This window comes from Ekhidna sp. (assembly GCF_965228795.1).
GTDB lineage: Bacteria > Bacteroidota > Bacteroidia > Cytophagales > Cyclobacteriaceae > Ekhidna.
Genome location: NZ_OZ245839.1, coordinates 2,254,203 through 2,271,528, shown reverse-complemented (window position 1 = coordinate 2,271,528; position 17,326 = coordinate 2,254,203). Strand labels below are relative to the sequence as shown.

Annotated in this window: 8 protein-coding genes; 2 read left to right on the top strand and 6 right to left on the bottom strand. The window is 41.1% G+C overall.

The window, feature by feature from the left end:
- Positions 1-43: 43 nt before the first annotated feature.
- From ACQK2H_RS10190 to ACQK2H_RS10165, 6 genes are all read right to left on the bottom strand, one after another.
- Positions 44-1,501: a hypothetical protein gene (locus ACQK2H_RS10190; protein WP_425391336.1), complete on the bottom strand. Its 1,458-nt coding sequence runs from the start codon at positions 1,499-1,501 to the stop codon at positions 44-46.
- Positions 1,502-1,504: 3 nt separating this feature from the next.
- The gene (locus tag ACQK2H_RS10185) at positions 1,505-2,620 is read right to left on the bottom strand and encodes an outer membrane beta-barrel protein (protein ID WP_425391335.1); all 1,116 of its coding nucleotides are present in this window, start codon (positions 2,618-2,620) and stop codon (positions 1,505-1,507) included.
- Positions 2,621-2,629: 9 nt separating this feature from the next.
- Entirely contained in the window at positions 2,630-5,929 is a 3,300-nt protein-coding gene (locus ACQK2H_RS10180) for a High-affnity carbon uptake protein Hat/HatR (RefSeq protein ID WP_425391334.1), read from the bottom strand.
- Positions 5,929-7,443 (bottom strand): DUF4062 domain-containing protein, encoded by a 1,515-nt coding sequence (locus ACQK2H_RS10175; protein ID WP_425391333.1) that lies wholly within the window; start codon positions 7,441-7,443, stop codon positions 5,929-5,931. Before ACQK2H_RS10175 ends, ACQK2H_RS10180 begins: the two co-directional genes overlap by 1 nt.
- 74 nt (positions 7,444-7,517) lie before the next feature.
- Positions 7,518-10,772, bottom strand: a complete 3,255-nt coding sequence (locus tag ACQK2H_RS10170; protein WP_425391332.1) for a cyclic nucleotide-binding domain-containing protein — start codon at positions 10,770-10,772, stop codon at positions 7,518-7,520.
- 109 nt (positions 10,773-10,881) lie between these two features.
- Positions 10,882-11,736: a hypothetical protein gene (locus tag ACQK2H_RS10165; RefSeq protein ID WP_425391331.1), complete on the bottom strand. Its 855-nt coding sequence runs from the start codon at positions 11,734-11,736 to the stop codon at positions 10,882-10,884.
- Between the two features lie 227 nt (positions 11,737-11,963).
- Here ACQK2H_RS10165 and ACQK2H_RS10160 point away from each other — a divergent pair, with 227 nt between their 5' ends.
- Positions 11,964-13,772 carry a PorP/SprF family type IX secretion system membrane protein gene (locus ACQK2H_RS10160; RefSeq protein ID WP_425393134.1) on the top strand — a complete coding sequence of 603 codons (1,809 nt, stop codon included), beginning with the start codon at positions 11,964-11,966 and terminating at the stop codon, positions 13,770-13,772.
- Entirely contained in the window at positions 13,772-17,152 is a 3,381-nt protein-coding gene (locus ACQK2H_RS10155; protein WP_425391330.1) for an FG-GAP-like repeat-containing protein, read from the top strand. Before ACQK2H_RS10160 ends, ACQK2H_RS10155 begins: the two co-directional genes overlap by 1 nt.
- Positions 17,153-17,326: the final 174 nt, after the last annotated feature.

Here is a 17,326-nt window from a genome sequence, read left to right as displayed (position 1 = left end):
CAGATAAGATTAAAATGTGTAAAAATTGAATTATTTCAAGAAATCAATCAAGCGAACCATCATCATTTAGTTTAATAATTGATAATAGTTTTACGCCTCCACCAAAATCTACATTGGCGACAGCTACAATTTTACCGTCAGGTAAAGTCACGGCATCAACAATGGCATCATTGCCATCAGCCAAACCAAAATAGGATTCAGCCCCATTAATCGGCACACTGCCCTGATTAAACTTTACAAACATGCCTTCACCTCCCCTGGATAAACTACCGGTATTGAAAGACAGGTATTCACCCAGCATCACCAAGTTATTTCCCACCGTTTGTGTGACGCCATTACCCAATGATTGAAGTGTATTATTGTCAGGGTTATATGTTGAAAACTGATGGTTGCTGCCATTGAGATAAACCCCACTATTGCTAAGGTTCATGATAAAAGCAAACTGCTCATTAAAGGAGGTATTGGAAGTGCCAACAACGCAATACCCGGTAGGCGTTTTAATTACATCTGAAACAATTTCATTGTAAACACCCCCTTGCCCATCAGGTCTGGCATCCGCCAATCCATAGGCTGCAGAGTTAGACGGTGTACCATTGATATCTGTTTCCAGATAAAAGACGTTGGTTCCGTTAATGCCACCACTTTCTCCCCTAAAGCTTGGGGTATTGCTATTACCAATCATCACCAGGTTACCATTGGCCTTTTGAAAAGCCCTTTTTAGAATGTCCTCTTCATCATCACCAGGAATGCCCTGAGTCTGTTCAAAAACAATCCCGTCGGTCAGGTTTAATCTCACAAATAGGTTATCAAAATCACTATCTCCTCCACCTCGATCTTCTTCACGACCACCAACCATTAAAAAACCTCTTGTATTTAATTGAATGATGTCATTACCAACAAAATCCAAAAATTCATCATCGGATCGATCCCTTAGATAATTGATAGGTCTGTTATTAACTAAAATGGGTTGAAGATTCCTATTGAGGAAACTATATGACATCCATTTCCAGTCTGATATTCCAATGGCATTAATCGTAATAGAAGAAGTTCCTATTATGGCATAGCCAGAAGTACCATCCCCAAAATCAGAAACAAAGTGAATTTGCCCACCAGTTTCTTCTGCTCGTATGGTATCAACATTTCCGTCCCTGGTCCAATCATCCGGCATACCATCACCCCCATCAATTAAATTTCCTTCAGAATCCAAAATATCTAACGTGTCTGCAAATCCAAACGAAACGGACTCCTCAATGACACCATCCAGATTTGTTCTCAACACGAAAAAATCCCTGTCACCATTCTCAGATAATTGGGTCCCAAACACTACAAACCCTTCTGGCTCGCCATTATCGTCATAAACAATTTCAATATCGCTTGCCTCGTGAGTAGTCAATTCACCGTAATACTTGATGTAAGCCTCATCCGGTGCAGGTGCATTTTTATCTTCAATCTGGCATGCAACCAGCGTAAAAACGATGAATATGTATAGATAATATTTCATGTGTTATCGGTACTGCTTACGTTTTCTGGGTATGTATAATGATTTGGTGTAGCCTAATGAAATGGATATCGTATTTAACGTCAAGTCATCTTCTACATGGCCAATTCCGAAATTCACATCTTCATTGGCCCACCGATTATCCGGGTTGATATAATTGAACAGGGCATTATCATATCTCAACTCCAGCGAGAAAAAGTCCACTTTAGATCTACCCACCCTTGATCTAAATCCTATTCCTGCCAGGATGGAAACATTGGAGGTGGATACCTGATCATTTCCCTTCAAGTCATCTCTCCCTGCCGGTAAAGTATAAGCAGTACCGCCTGTTCTTCGGGCATCCACATATTTAGCACTTAAGGTTAAATCGTATGAGGCACCCAGAAACACGTATGGAAGAAAGCCCACTCTATTTCCATCACTGTCTTTTTTATCATAATTATGACTATATCTCACCAAAACAGGGGTTCTTAGCATATTGCTGGTATTTTTTGCCACATAATTAAGACTCCCTTCGATCAGATCGCCCTCAATTTCATAAGTAGCTATGCGATATTGTAAGCCAGCGCCAACTTCAATCCCTTTGGTAAGGTGTCGCTCCGCCATTACTTCTCCCCAAAAGCCAACACCAATACCAGTCTCATTTCCATTCTCATTGTAGCGCTTAGCACCTGTTTGAAACGTATTGAAGTTTTGAATCACACTAGGCATGGTCTTGTTAGCACCTGCCCGTACCGCCACTCTGAAAATTGGTTCGGTTTTGAATTTGTCTTTCAATAAATAAAGTTCAGCAGGATCTTCTGCAGCCAGCTGATGTTCTTTATCTACTTTAAGCAGCTTGACAAACATCTCTTCGGCCTTTTGCTCATCATCCTGAAATAAATAGGCTTTGGTCAGCAATTTATAGGCTCGTATTTTCTCCTCAATAGAAAAGACATTTCCTTCCAAACACTTCGTGAAATTGCTACCGGAATTATTGTAGATATTAATGATATCTGAAAGTCTCCCCTGCTCAAATGCTAATTCAGCTTGAGAAAGCGCCCGTGCACATTGTGAAGAAGATTGAGAATACGCCCAGAAGACGCAAGTCAATAAACAAAAGGTGATTAGGTGTTTCTTCATATATGCTTATTAGAGGTCATTTGAACGTCTTGGTAGCCCGGGACATGTTTCTACATATGTGATATCTTCAGGATCACCCACATATTGACGCCATTCGTTTTCCGACATATTACCACCGGTGATATGCGAGCAAATTTCACTTGCAAGCCTTCCAACATTGGTTGGATATATTCGAATATTTCCATCATTAGCAGCCGTAACGAAGTAATCTCCATCCGGGCTAAAGTCTGCATCATTTACCCAACCCTGACTGTCTCCGGTATTGCCTTTATAATCAGCTAGAATAATCGGAAGATCGTATGGGTTTTCAAGGTCCCATATCCTCACTTGTTTATTTCTTGAGGTGGCCAATACCAGCCGATCATCCGGACTGAACTCAATGTCTGTTACTGTAGATCTATTTGCCGAAAGTGTTGGTGGGATTTGACGCTGCTCTTCCATGTTCCACACTTTGATTCTACCGTCATCCGTTCCATAGGCTAATAGTTTTCCATTGCGACTAAACTTGACCGCCTTAATTGGACTGATCTTATTTGAACTGGATACTACACCTGTTGAATCTGTTGCAGGAGACTTGTTGATCAATGTAGTTGCTCCTTTGCTCATATTTGTTAGATCCCAGATATATACATTCCCATCGTCTCCACCACCTACCAGTGTTTTAGCATCCGGTGAGAGGGCAATTTTATTGATTCGCACATTGGATCTCACCAATTCGCTGCTTGATCTGAAATCACTTCGTAGGATACGATTATCCCCTCCTACTGAGATAAATCCTGAATTATCTGGTAGGAATAATAAATCAAAAACTGTCCCACCCTGGTGACCGTCTATTTTGGTTGGCTCTGCATCAATATTCTTAACATCAAATAATAGAATATTATTCTCATCAGTTCCTAATGCCAGGTATTGCTCACTTGGGCTGACATTAACCACCCGTGCTACATCCTGATTCTGAAAGACTTGCTCCCAGTCTCTGGTTACTACGTTCCACTTGATTACTTCTCCATTACCATTTGCTGAATAAAAATAATTGCCATCTCTTGAGTACACCACCGACCGCACGGCGATCACTGTATTCTCCGCATCGTCATCAATTGGCTTGTGGTATTGGTTAAATGCAGAGTCCCCTACTATTGGGTCTCCATATTCAACTTCGTACAGTCCCTGAAGGGCGTTGTACACACCGGCATAAATATCACCGTTATAATCTTTCCCTTTTTCCTTATTTAACTGATAAAATTTAAAGGCCTGTAAAGCTACCAATCCCTTCAATTCTGCCAATGACCGGTTATCCGGAACAATGGTCTTAGCCTTGATCGCCATGGATTGGGCAATCGCTTGGTATCGAAGGCGTTCAGCTTTCTTTCTTTCTTGATCTGCTTCTGCCTGAGCTAATCTGGCCTGACGTTCTTGTTCTTTAGCTTGCTTTTCACTTTCCAGGGCTGCCAACTTTTGCTCATCGGCTTCTTTTCTTGCATCTTCAGCCTCTTTCTGTCTTTCTGTAGCAATATTGGCTTGACGTTGTGCCTCTAATGAAGCCTTTCGTGCATTCTCTGCCTCACGATCTGCATTTGCTTTTTCACGTATAGCTTCGGCAGTAGCTTTTTCGGCATTATCTTTCAATTGAACTGCTTGGTCTCTTAATTCCTCTGCAGCCTTTTGTGCCTCTAGAGCTTTAATCCTCTCTTTATCAGCCTCATCCGCTTTGATAAACGAGAAAATCAGGAAACTTAGGGAAACCAATACCGCAATTGCGAGTACCACGGCTGTGGTTCGCATTCGCTTTACCTGTCGCTTTTGAAGAATCTCTTTGTTTCGCTGCTCGGTCAGGTATGCTTTCTCAGAGGTCTCCAGGAATACCATGGTTCGCTCGAAAGCCGGATTGTACCGCTGACCCCACACGAGTGTCGGTCTGTTTTCTTCTCTCCAGTTCAATGCCAGCTGTAAGTCCGGCATTTGCCAAAGTCCGGCTTTTCCTTCCTGATACCTTTCTGCCGCTTCCGAAAGCTTCAGATACATTTCTGCTGCTTTGGATTCTTCGTCTAACCAGCGCTTCAATCGTACCCAGATACGCATCAAACTTTCATGCGAGATATCAATTACTGTCTCAGATTCCAATCGAACACCAAATGGTGGCATCAATAGTGACCGGCCCGGCTCTCTGAACCGTTCAACCACTCGTGATACTTCTTCTTCATTTACCCCTGCAATTGCAGCGATGGTGGCAAGCTTGGTTGGTCGCCTAATGCCCTGATTCTCAGACCCTCGCTCCGTGAGGGCTTTAAACATTACCTCACAAATTTCTTTCTCGCGTTTGCTTAATGAGTCGTACGCCTCATTCGCGTGCATGGAGAGTGCCTCGCGTAGTGTTCCAATGGAGTTATAATGCCTTAGGTCAATCGGCTCACCGATTTTTCTATTATCGGTCCAAAATGACCAGGTACGCATCAAGGCATGCTGTAGAATTGGAAGCTGATCGGGGTTATCTCCTACATCATTCAATAATTGTTGCGTTAGACGAGGAGCAATCTTTCCTCCTCCCACCGCTACAGGTCCTTCAATAGCCGTTCGCTTCTGATCCCTTGTCATTTGTGGAATCAGGTAGTGAGAATCGTTGATCATCTGCGTCAGATCGGGGAACTGTGCACACTCCCCAATGAAATCTGATCGCATGGTTAGCGCGATGTAAACGGGCTCATCGTATTGGTGGATGGCCTCTAATAGAAGGTTAACAAAAGCTGAGGACTCATCCAGGTCGGAAGTAGCTGACTCGAGCTTCCGATACCTGAAAAGTTCTTCAAACTGGTCAACAAGTATGAGTACATTTTGAAAGTCATCCGTTTTCAGCTGACGTACGACCTCCACCAGTCCCAATGAGCTACTTCGAAGTACCGTACTGATGATTGTTTTACGGATCAGCTTATCCTCATCGCCCAAGTTGGAGTATTCTTTATCTTTAATCAATAACGCCTCAGCCAGGTTATCAATTGGACCACCACCTGGTCGGGTCACCACAATGCGCCAGTTTGAGCCGGCTTCTGTCATAAACCCACCATAAAGGGTTGGTATCAGCCCACAATACATGAGCGAAGATTTTCCACTTCCTGATGCACCAAGTATTGCTACAAATTTGTTTTCGGAAAGCTTGACAAGTACCTCATCACTTTGACCCTCCCTTCCAAAGAAAAGGTGGCTTTCTTCAATCCCGAAAGGTCTGAGACCCGGAAAGGGATTGATTAACTGGGTAATGTCAACGATATCCTGAACCTCTTCCTGGCCCTGAACATCAATTTCTTTATCGCTCATCAGGTTTCTATTTTAGTTAGAAAAGGCTTGAGGTGTTCGGGATTAAACGTCCCTCCATTATTCCCCAAAACCATGGCGTTATTTTTCTTATAGTGCTCCAAATCCACATCCTTCTCCCCTCTAAAGTAAACCGCTTTTGCCGTTAAAGGCTTTTCTCGGCCAAATCCAGGAGCTTTTAACAAGTCCTGTAGCTTCGTTTTGATCCAGTCTTCAGTAGCCTGACCAAAGTATATGATGGTAGCATCACATCGTCTTAAATTCTCCTGGTGTATGTAGCGAAGATCTACCAAGTCTCCTTCATAGCTAGGTGACACCACATTAAATCCCTGATCTTTCAAATAGGATTCTATATCATCAATATCACTGACATCACGCTTGTCAGCGATGAGATAAATCATTTTGGTCTTTTTACCTGTTTTTTCTTCTTCAAGACCCTTAATATCTCTTCGAACGTTGAAACGTCCGCCTGTTACAAGTTCTTCCCGTATAATCGTTTTCAACTCTTGCAATGGGATTTGCAATACTTCTGCCTCTTCCAGGGCCGCTGCATCACTTTTCAGGTCTTCAATGAATATTTTTTGTCGCTCAGTTACGTTCTTCAGGTCGGGAGATACCCAAATAAGTCGACTGAAAGGCTTTTTTTCGTCTTCTTTTGCTTCCTTATTCTTTTCCACCATTTGATAGGTATGATCGGAAGCAATACGATTTTGAATGTCTACAACTGAAAGCTCAGATCCGCGAGGTTTATATCCATAATCCTCACCCACCAAATGAATGGAAAGTCTGCATCGATCCAGGTCATCACGTACCATTCGTTCCAGGGCTTTTGACTCCTTTGGAAGACTATGATCCGGGAGTACCTTATAGCCGTGACGAATTAATTCACGCTTAATGATATCACGCTGAATAACCATATCTACACCGGTACTTGCAAGATATACCGTTTTTTCTCTAGGAATCGTTTCGTAAACCCCACTTCCTTCACTTGCTTCTTTCGCATGCAGCACATGATTGATATCATAGGCCATGTCTACCAGTTTCATCCAGTAGCTACGCTCTGCATCTGTGCCAAAAAATCGTGTAAACTCCTGAGGGTCACCTGTTAACGGATCAACCAGGTAAAAATCATAGGTCAGCAAATCTTCTAGTTCCGGAAGTGCCTCATCAGGATCGTAGGGACGTTTCAGTACTTTAAATATTCGAGCTACTCCGTCTGCATTCAGTTTCCCGTGATCTTTCCATTTTTTACCATGAGAATTGAGTGCACTCATGATCACTTTTTCTTTGGCAAGATTAGGTGTAGCAACGACCAGAATCACACTGTAATCATCCAACTCCACAGCAGAGAAACTGGTCTCATTTATGAGTTTTATCTCAGGGTTTTCTCTGGTGATCTGATACATCAACGTAGACAGGAACTTATGGAAGTTTGTTACCCATCCTTTGACGCCACCTTCAATCATCGCATTGTCTTGTTCAGAATATATTAGCGCTATGGTGCGATTGTTACTCATTTGTACGATTAGGTGGTTTTTTTTAGTGAAATAACTTATTTTTTTGTACTATCCAAAGTGCGTTCATCGAAAACTCAGCCAAATAATGCATCAACTATCACAGGTTCTTCCTGATCGACAAGACCATTCATAATGTCGATCCAGCAATCTAAAATCTCGATGTGTTTAGACATCAAGTTCAAAAGCTCCTCTTTTCGAAGCAGTAATAACGTACACTCCGTTCGTGCCAAAGCAGTAAATCTGAATGGGTCGGATTCTGTGATATTTTTCTCACCAAAGACTCCTCCTTTTTCACGTTCTGCTACTTTATTATCCCCTTCGTAAATATCCACTGCTCCTTCAAGAACAATATACATTGGTTCCATGCCACTATCACCCTCTCGTATTATCGTAGACCCAAGTTTTACTCTTACTTCTTCCAGACATTCAGCCAAATAGGTAATCAATTCTCCAGGAATAGGGCTGAACATCTCAATTTTCTTTAATTCGATCACTCGCTCTATCATCAGCAGTTTTTGATGATACTCCTCATCCTCATGCCTAAATACCGGAGGTAAAATGGCTTTATCTAATTCCTTCTTAGTGACAGGTTTTAATCGCTTGGTATGCTCATGATAGCTTTCCTCATTGATTTTATACATCACAAAGGCAGCTGTCTGCAGCAGGAATGGATCTGGGTTGAACAAATTGGCAATAAGGTCGGCTGTTACATGGGTACTCAACTGACTGAATCGATACATGGCAAGTGCTTTGGTATACCGATTGATTCGATTGTAGTCACGGTTAACAATCTGAAGTAAAAGATCTTCATACGATTCAAAATCTTCCGGTGGGTAATGATTTTGAAGTTTAGCCAGCCGCTCAGAAAGCTTCAACTCATCCACTACAGGAATCAGTTTAGGTTTAAGCTCTTCATCAACGAAAATGTCCATCATTTCCACTGCAAACGTGATACTTTCAGTGGTGCCATTTTGAATATTCTCTTTGGCTAACAATACGCTTTGAGGATCGTAAATCATGCCTAGCAGCATGAAGATATTGTCATAGTTCTTAACATCCTCTTCCACCATGGCCTCCTTAATGAGACGATCCACAGGATGTTCTTCCGGGATATCTAATGAAGATTTTATGTTCCAGGCTATATCCCCAATTTCGCCCTCTACAGCGATTTTGATTCGTGCTGCTTGAAAATCCCTCGCCACAAATCCAATATAGCTTAGACTCAATAACAGTTGTGATACAATTTTTCTATCAGGGAAGTCTATTTTCTTCCATAGTAATTCAGTTGCGCCACGTCCTCCAATTCTACCCAAAACCTGAATAATTCGGATCATGGTTGCATGATATTGGCCCGTCTTATAGAATGCCGTATCTACCGTATGGAACGCAGACTCTCCGGCAGCTTTGAGTGCGGACATGGCCACATTTCCGTAAGTAGAAAGATGTAGATTCTCAATCAAGATTGGCCATAATTCCGGACGTTTCACTTTACCGGCTGAAATCATTGCAGCTGATCGAACGTTTGGATTTATATCTCTCAGTAGCTCCACAATATATGCTACATGTCGATCTTCTGAGGCTTTTGCTAAAAGGCGAGCACCCCTCTCTCGATCTTGCCATTCAGTGGATCTTACCAATTCTTTAATTGCAACATCCGTGAGTTTGAATTCAGATGCTTCCTGTAGCTTCTTGAAGGCAACCTCAGCTACTTTTAATACATCTTCGTTTCCTTCAGTTTTTAGGTCCTTTTCGACTATTTCAACTGCTTCCCAACACAATCTGTCGCCGAGTTTCTGATAGGCATAACTTCTTAAAATTGGTGATTTGTGGTTCAGTAAATCCAGAAGCACAAATTCGAACTCTATGGGTTCCAGTTTTTCAAGAAGTTTTAATGCGTTTAACACCTGATCTACATCTTTCGATGCAGCTTCCTCTTTTAAAATATGAAGGGTGTTGTTTTTATTTCGTTTGCCTTCACCTTGAAGACTGGCTTTTTGTTTTTCAAGCGTCTTTTTAAGTGTCTTTTTATATTCCTCAAAGAGCTTGCCTGACATATAAATAATACCAGCCGCCAATGCCAGAATGAAATATGAATAATGGATCAGCTTAAAGAACGCCAGCAGACCTAATGCCATCTGGGCAGCTCCTGCAATAAACACGGCTATTTCATTTACTACACCTTCAATTCTGGTCTGAATATCAAATCTGATTTTAATATCCAATGGAAGAAAGAATAGCTTAAACGCAGGGCTTTCTAGAGCGTCTTTAAGTGCAGCAGTAAACAACTTACCAGCAGAGATCAATACGAAGAACATGATGTATTCTGAGGTTTTGATCTCATATCCGAAAATATGTCCAACGACTATTGCTCCTATCGTAAAAAGAATCAAAATGAGTGGCATAGTCATCAATGCCACCTTTAACCCAAATTTTCCAATGATGATATCATTAACAAAACTTTGAATCAAAAACGAAAACACAATTACCAACCCGGAGAAGAAAGATAAAAAGTTGGCCAGATCTTTTTCGTCAGGATACATGGTTTCTGTTGCACTTAAGAACGTATAGTCCATAAACACTGCAGATCCCATAGAGAAGATAAGAAATATAGATAAAAGCCTTAGGTACCGGTCTTTCATCAAACTAAAGAAGTTGACTTTCTCAACCTGCTCTCCTTCCAGCACCTTGGTAGCCTTATTTAGATTATAGTTAACTGCCAACAAAAGAGTAAACACAAAGACACCAAAGGATGCAATTCCTGAAACGAATAATAAATCGTATGTCGCATTAATAATGGTTGATGTAAGTACCGGAATACTAAAAAAGGCAATCATAGTTGCCATTAGCTGTCCGGTATCAATTCCACCGATAATCCGTTTACTCGCTCTCAAGTCAAATACACGGCCAAATACACCCCAAAATCCCAATAGTGTGATAGAGGTAACAGGACCAATCATTACAAACAGTATAAATGGAAGTATTTGAAACTGTCCACTTATTGTTTCATCATAGCCAATAAATTCAAAAGCCACCCGAATCCCGCCAATAAATAGGAGAATTAGGAAAGTGGCAGAAATAACTAGTGTAGAGAAGTTTATTTTTCGCTGGAGGTATACGAAAAGAGCAGTAGACACAATACCAGCGGCACCTGCTGCAAAAAATGCGTTATCAAGCCATTCATCACCGAGAACACTTAGAAATAACGTCTCAGCACCAATCTGATAAGTAGCAAGGAGAATACCCATAAAAAAGCCTTTCCCAAGCAAAAGCAACATTTGCTTTTCTTCTCCTTGTTCTCCTCCGAGAAATTTTAAGAATGCTTTTACCACAACTAGTGAAATTTACAGGCCTATGCGTAAGTTAGATATTTACCTGTAATTGTAGGAATAAATCAATAAAAGAGCACTAAGAGGGGGATGCCAACTAAATATAATTATATTATTTCTTCTTTTTATTACTTTCAGAACTTGTGCTTCTACCCTTTCGTTTCAACTTGGCATTGTAGCTAAACAGATAAGCAATTCCTACCGTGGCAATGTTATGGTAATACTCCATGTTCTCTCTGTAATAATCCAAATCACCACTTGATCCTCTTATTAAATTAGTATCATTACTACTATTGGTAGCCATATTACTGTGAACCCAGGTATACCTGAAATCTAGCATCAAACGACCACCGGTAGCTAAATCAAAATACATCCCGCCTCCTAGGGTGAGGCCAAACTGCAGCCGGTTTGGCTTACTTACATAAGCGGTACTAAAATCATCCGGAGAAGCTTTATCTGAATTGAAAGTGATTTTATATTCAACAGGTAGCGGATTGCCATCTTCATCTGCCACAGGTGGGAACTCTTCAAAAGCAGCCAAATCGTGAACACCCTTACCTGCCACCCAATAGCTTAAACGTGGACCACCATTGACAAAGTAGTGAAAAGGCACCCTTCCTAAAGTGACTCTAAGCATGACTGGTGCGGAAATGAAGTGATTAGTCATTTGGGAATAAACAATATCCCCTTCCGGTGCACCATTTATACCTTTGTCTCTCAAGGTCTTTCCTACCTTTTCATATACTAGCTCGCCATACACAGAGTACATATCGGTTGCGGTATAGCTAAAGGCAAAGCCGGCTTGCCAATTGACGTCTGTGTCTACATTAAATGAATCTTTTTCATAAGTTGTTTCCTGATACACATGATCTATATAACTCACACCGATTTTAGGTCCAAACCAATATTGAGCAGAAGTAGTCAGAACAACCGCAAACAAAAAAGAAAGGGAAAGGATGTACTTCATTGAAATAATAGCGCTTTATGAATGTAATAATACGAAATCAATAGGAGTACTATTATGTACTGGTTCGATTTCTTTCAATTTATAGATGTGACTAAGCAAAATTAGGACGAAATAGATGGGATAAATACGGATATTTGTTACGGGTAGTGAGAAATGTAATAATTTCTCTAATTTAGAGTTTAGATCAAAGGAATCATCTTCACTTGAAAAGAACAAAACGCTACAAGATGGTCTATACGAAAAGGGTATGCCAAATCTTCCTTATCGGCTTTCTTGTCTTTTCTTCATACAGAACTCAAGCGCAACAGCCACAGATATATAACCAGTTCTTCATGAACCCTTATATGTATAATCCCGCATATGCGGGTGTGGAAGGACATGCGGCAATTTTCGTCATGTATCGTGACCAGTGGACCAATGTAGAAGGTGCACCTCAAATATCACATGCAAGTTTTCACGTACCGCTTGAAGGAGGAATCGCTTTAGGAGGCGCGGCATTTAATATTACCCAAGGCTTACTTACCACTTCAGCAGCTAAAGCATCTGCTTCCTATTTGCTAAATATTGACCGAACGCACTTTTTACGGTTCGGAATGTCTTTAGGTGCAGGAATTAACTCTGTTAATATTTCGGAATTTGACTCACCGGGAGATGCTGCCTTTAACAACTTCCTCGATCAGTCGAGCTTTTTTATAGGTGACGTAGGGGTTGCTTATCACTTTGGCCACTTCAATGTTGGTGTTTCATTGCCAAACTTATTTAGCTACAATCCCATCACTCAAAAAGAGGTAGCTGACATTGAATTCTCCCCAACCGACAATGTGCTATTCAAAATGAATTACAGAGGTCACATTAACGATGATTTCGCATTTGAACCACACATTATATATAGGTATAGTAATGTAATACCTCATCAGTTTGAAGGTGTGATGATTGCTCACCTCTATCACATTGTATGGGTTGGTGCTTCTTATCGGCAAGATGCCGGCATCATCGGTCTGGCAGGAGCAAAAATCAAAGAGAAATTTGCCGTCGGATTTGCATATGAGCTTGGTAACGCCGATATCTCATCACAGCTAGGTCCAACACTGGAAGTAAACCTAGGCTATCACCTGGGTACCAAAAAGGATCACGCTGAGCACGTTTCATCGTTTATTAAAAGTCACAGGTTATCGGCAGAAGAGCGTGCTCGTAAAGCAGAGTTAGAAAGACAAAGACAGCTGGCCGCATTGCAGCAAAGCAGAGCTTCCGAATCAGATGAGGAAGATGAAGATGCATTGAGTATTGCCACTCCTACTGTATTAGATGACTCTGAACCGGAAGCAGACATTCCTACAGAGCAAGCAGATGATTGGGATCATCAGGAAGAACATGAGGAAATTACCCGAGTCAATCAATTTGGTGAAGAAGAAAGAGGCATAAGGTTAGAAAAACCAACAGAAGACGGAGATAAGAATGTTGTGATTAGCTGGGTTCCAGCGGATGAAGCTGAAAATCTTAAAGTGGCTGATGACGGACATCTAGAACGCACATTGCCAGATGGATCTAAAGAGGTGGGAATTAAATACGAAAAAGAAAATCCGGACGGAAGTGTTGAGAATATCATCAAATGGGACAAGGCTATTTCTGAATCACAAGCTTCTACAATCGTAGAAAACCCTGAGCTTACAGAAGAACATCACGAAGAAGTAGCTAAAGGAGATCCCGAATTAACTCAAGACTTTAGAACGCATGATGAATTAAGTGAATCAAATGAACCAGTGGTGACCAGAAGAGGTGATCATTTATTGGAACTTCCTCCTGGGAATTATGTGATTGGTGGTGCATTCAATGTCTTTGAAAATGCACAGGGATATAGTGATCGATTATTCCAAATGGGCTTTCATGATACAATGGTTGGATATAACAGTGGAAGAGGATACTATTATGTAGTTGTATATAAATCAGGAAGCCTAAGACAGACAAGAAACAAGCGAGACGAAATTAAAGATATACCGGAGCTCTCTAAAGCCTGGGTACTTCAAGTGACAGAATGATGAGGAAATTACTGAACATATTATTGGTTTGCCCGCTGATTCTACTCGCACAGCAAAAACCATTTATAAACAACATAACCCCTACTTCTATTGAGGTTGGGGGAAAAGTTGCAATATCAGGATCAAACCTTACCAATGTAACACAAGTATCCTTTGGAGGTGTGGCTGTTAGCGGAGCAAATGTCACTGTAGTATCAGACAACCTGGTAGAAGCAATTGTCCCAGCTGGTGCTACACACGGATCCGTACTGGTTAGAACTTCTAATAACCTGGTTGCTGAGTCCAGTAAGCAGTTTTTCATTAGCTTTTCGAGTAGCACCAGTAGCTCATGGAAAGCTGAATATCTTGAAAGCATTGCTCCCAATACAGACGCTTATGATGTGTGTCTCTGTGACCTAAACAGTGATGGATTAAATGATGTAATCCTAACCCATAACATTCAAGATAATGATGTCAATAATCCACAATTAACTGTTTATCAAAATAACAGCACAGTGACATCAGAAGTTTTTAATGATATAGGTCTATCTGACATCTCTGATACAGAAGGTTTTATTTCAACAACTTGTGCAGACATTGATGGTGACGGCAAGCCAGATGCGATTTTTACCTCGAATACGAATAGCAGCAGACAAATTTTTATTTATCAAAATACCAGCACAGGAACTGTCTCATTATCCTATTTAAATAGCCTTAGTCTATCATTACCAACTGATCAAAATAATGAGGTTCGGATAACCAGAAGAGTTAAAGCTTCCGATATTGACGGTGACGGAAAATTAGATTTAGTAGTGGGGAACGAAAAAGATAATACAATACATATTTTTCCAAACACAAGCTCTCCCGGTAGTTTTTCATTTGGTTCTGCTGTAGAGATACCCGTTGGAAATGCTTCAAAAACCGGGTCAATAGAAATAGGCGACTTAGATAATGATAGCAAGCCGGATGTTGTTATAGTACCAACTTCACAATCAAATGAAGCAATTTATGTACTTAGAAATGAAAGTATCCCAGGTACAATCTCAATGTCCTTGCAAGAGGGTATTTCCACAAATGATAGAAGAAGGAATATTGTAATTGCAGACTTTGACAATGATGGATTGAATGATATTGCAGTTACTGCTGATTTAACAACATCAGGTGTAGGTGATGAAAGTGTTGATATATATAAAAACACTACAACAGGTCGATCAATTACATTCATAAATGGACCTTCTATTTCAATCCCAAGTAATTTACCATGGGGAATTGACGCAGGTGATCTTAATGGTGACGGTAAAATTGATTTGGCTGTAGCCACCATTGGTGGTGCTGGTACTTCAGGATCTATTTATGTAATAGAAAACTCAAGTAGCAGCGATATTAGTTTTGGTTCCGCAACTGCATTAGCCGTTGATACCGACGCTAGAAACATAGCTATAGGTGACTTAAGTGGTGACGCAAAACCTGACCTAGCATATTCTCACAATGTTAGAAATACTGAAGAAGGCGATCTCGGTATTAGAATCAATCAAACATGTATCGAACCTGAGATTAGTCCGGAATCTTTTTCTTTTTGTACAGGAGAAAACTTCACCTTAAGTGCTACCAACGTCGCTAATGGAAACTATTCATGGAGTATTTCATCAGGTACTGGTACTATCGTATCACAATCTGGTAACCAGGCCACTTTCAATATAACTTCCGCTGCAGATGCTGTTATTGATTTACAAATAACCGGGCAAGGAGGATGCACAACTCCCCCAACCTCACAGCGAACGGTCAATTATGAACCCGGCTCAGTTTCGGGTCCCCCCACCATAACAGTGAATGATGCGGATGGAGGATCTATATGTGCGGGTGAAACGGTGACTCTTACTACTGAAACATATGATGAATACCTGTGGACTTTACCTGATGGTTCCACGGTTACAACATCAACAATTACTATTAATTCGGCAAGTGCCTCCGATGCTGGCGAGTACCAACTTCGTGTTAGAAATACCGGAGCATGCTCAAGTGTGACAGTAGCCCAAACAATAAGTGTCAGCGTCCCCCCTGCTTTAGAAATCACCAATAGTAACCTTGATAACTTTTGCTCAAACACTTCGGTGACACTCCAGGTACCTGATTATTCTCCAGACTTCAACTATCAATGGTATCGAGATGGCTCTACACTAACCGGAGAAACCAATACAACACTGTCCGCCAGTCAGTCCGGGGATTACCGTGTTGATGTAATCAATGCTACTGATGGATGTATCTCAGAAACCGCTAATTATACCGTAACAGCAGTGGCCCCACCAACATCTGTAGCCAACGGCCCAACAGAAATTTGCACCAATTCAACAGCATCTTTTACCTCTGCTTCAACAGGTCAGGGTTCATTTACAATGGAATATGAATGGGTTGTAGAAGATGCATCTGATGCTGTCATTCACACAGCCACAACCGCCGATCTGGATTATACATTTACAGCAGCAGGTTCATATGAAGTGATACTAAACACAACCTATGATGATACTGAGGTTTTTAATGGAGACAATTGCGAGGGTTCTGCGTCTATTAATGTGACCGTTTCAGATCCACCGAGCATCACTTTAGATCAGACTGACCTGACTGCTAAGTGTCAATCAGACATTGTAGAACTAGGTCTAAGTAGTCCGGCGGGGAGTGAAGTAGCCAGCTATACCTGGACTATAAGAAACGCAGAGACCAATGCTGTCATTCGAACAGGCACAAGTGATACCTTGCAGGTAAACACACCGGTCGGTGTAGACACTGTGTGGGCTGTACTTGATATTACCACTACAATCGGTTGCCAGGTAAAGGATAGTATTAGAATCCGAAATTTTCAATCTGACCTAGACATAAGTTCAACAGACTTCACAAGTGTCGTTGAGTTTGACTCAGCACTTTTAGAAGATGCAATCTCAATTAATTTATCAGCCAATAACGCTGCGTCTAATATTTCATGGGAACCTGCCGAAAACTTCAGTGATCCATCTGGGACAAGTACAATTTTCTTCCCTGAAAATCCGGTCAGCATTGTAACGCTTATGGCCACAGATAATAATGGATGTCCGGTCTCTACACAAGTAAGAATTGTTCTGGACAATATCCGACCTAAAAGAACCTTCTCCCCTAATGGAGATGGTATGAATGACTGCTGGGAAATTCTCAATATAGGAGACCTTGGTAATGAAAATGGCTGCAAGGTATTTGTATTCGATTCAAGGGGCAGAAACATCACCACGAAAGATAATTTTGAAGCGAATGATAATTGTGTTTGGGATGGGAATTTTAATAATTCACCGGTTCCTGAGGGCGTTTATTACTTCGTTTTAAAGTGCGATGCTTCCGAATTTACCAAGACTGGTAGTATATTGTTAGCACGCTAACCACCCTAATCTAAAGTTTTACCTATAAAAATCAAGGATTGATCTAATATCAAGCCTTTGAATAGTTATATTTTATATTGGTATAGTTCTGCTTTCAATTATAGCGGTAACTTTACCATGACGCGATATACCTTTTGATATTCAGGGGGTTTATCTACCTTGCTAAAGGGTTAC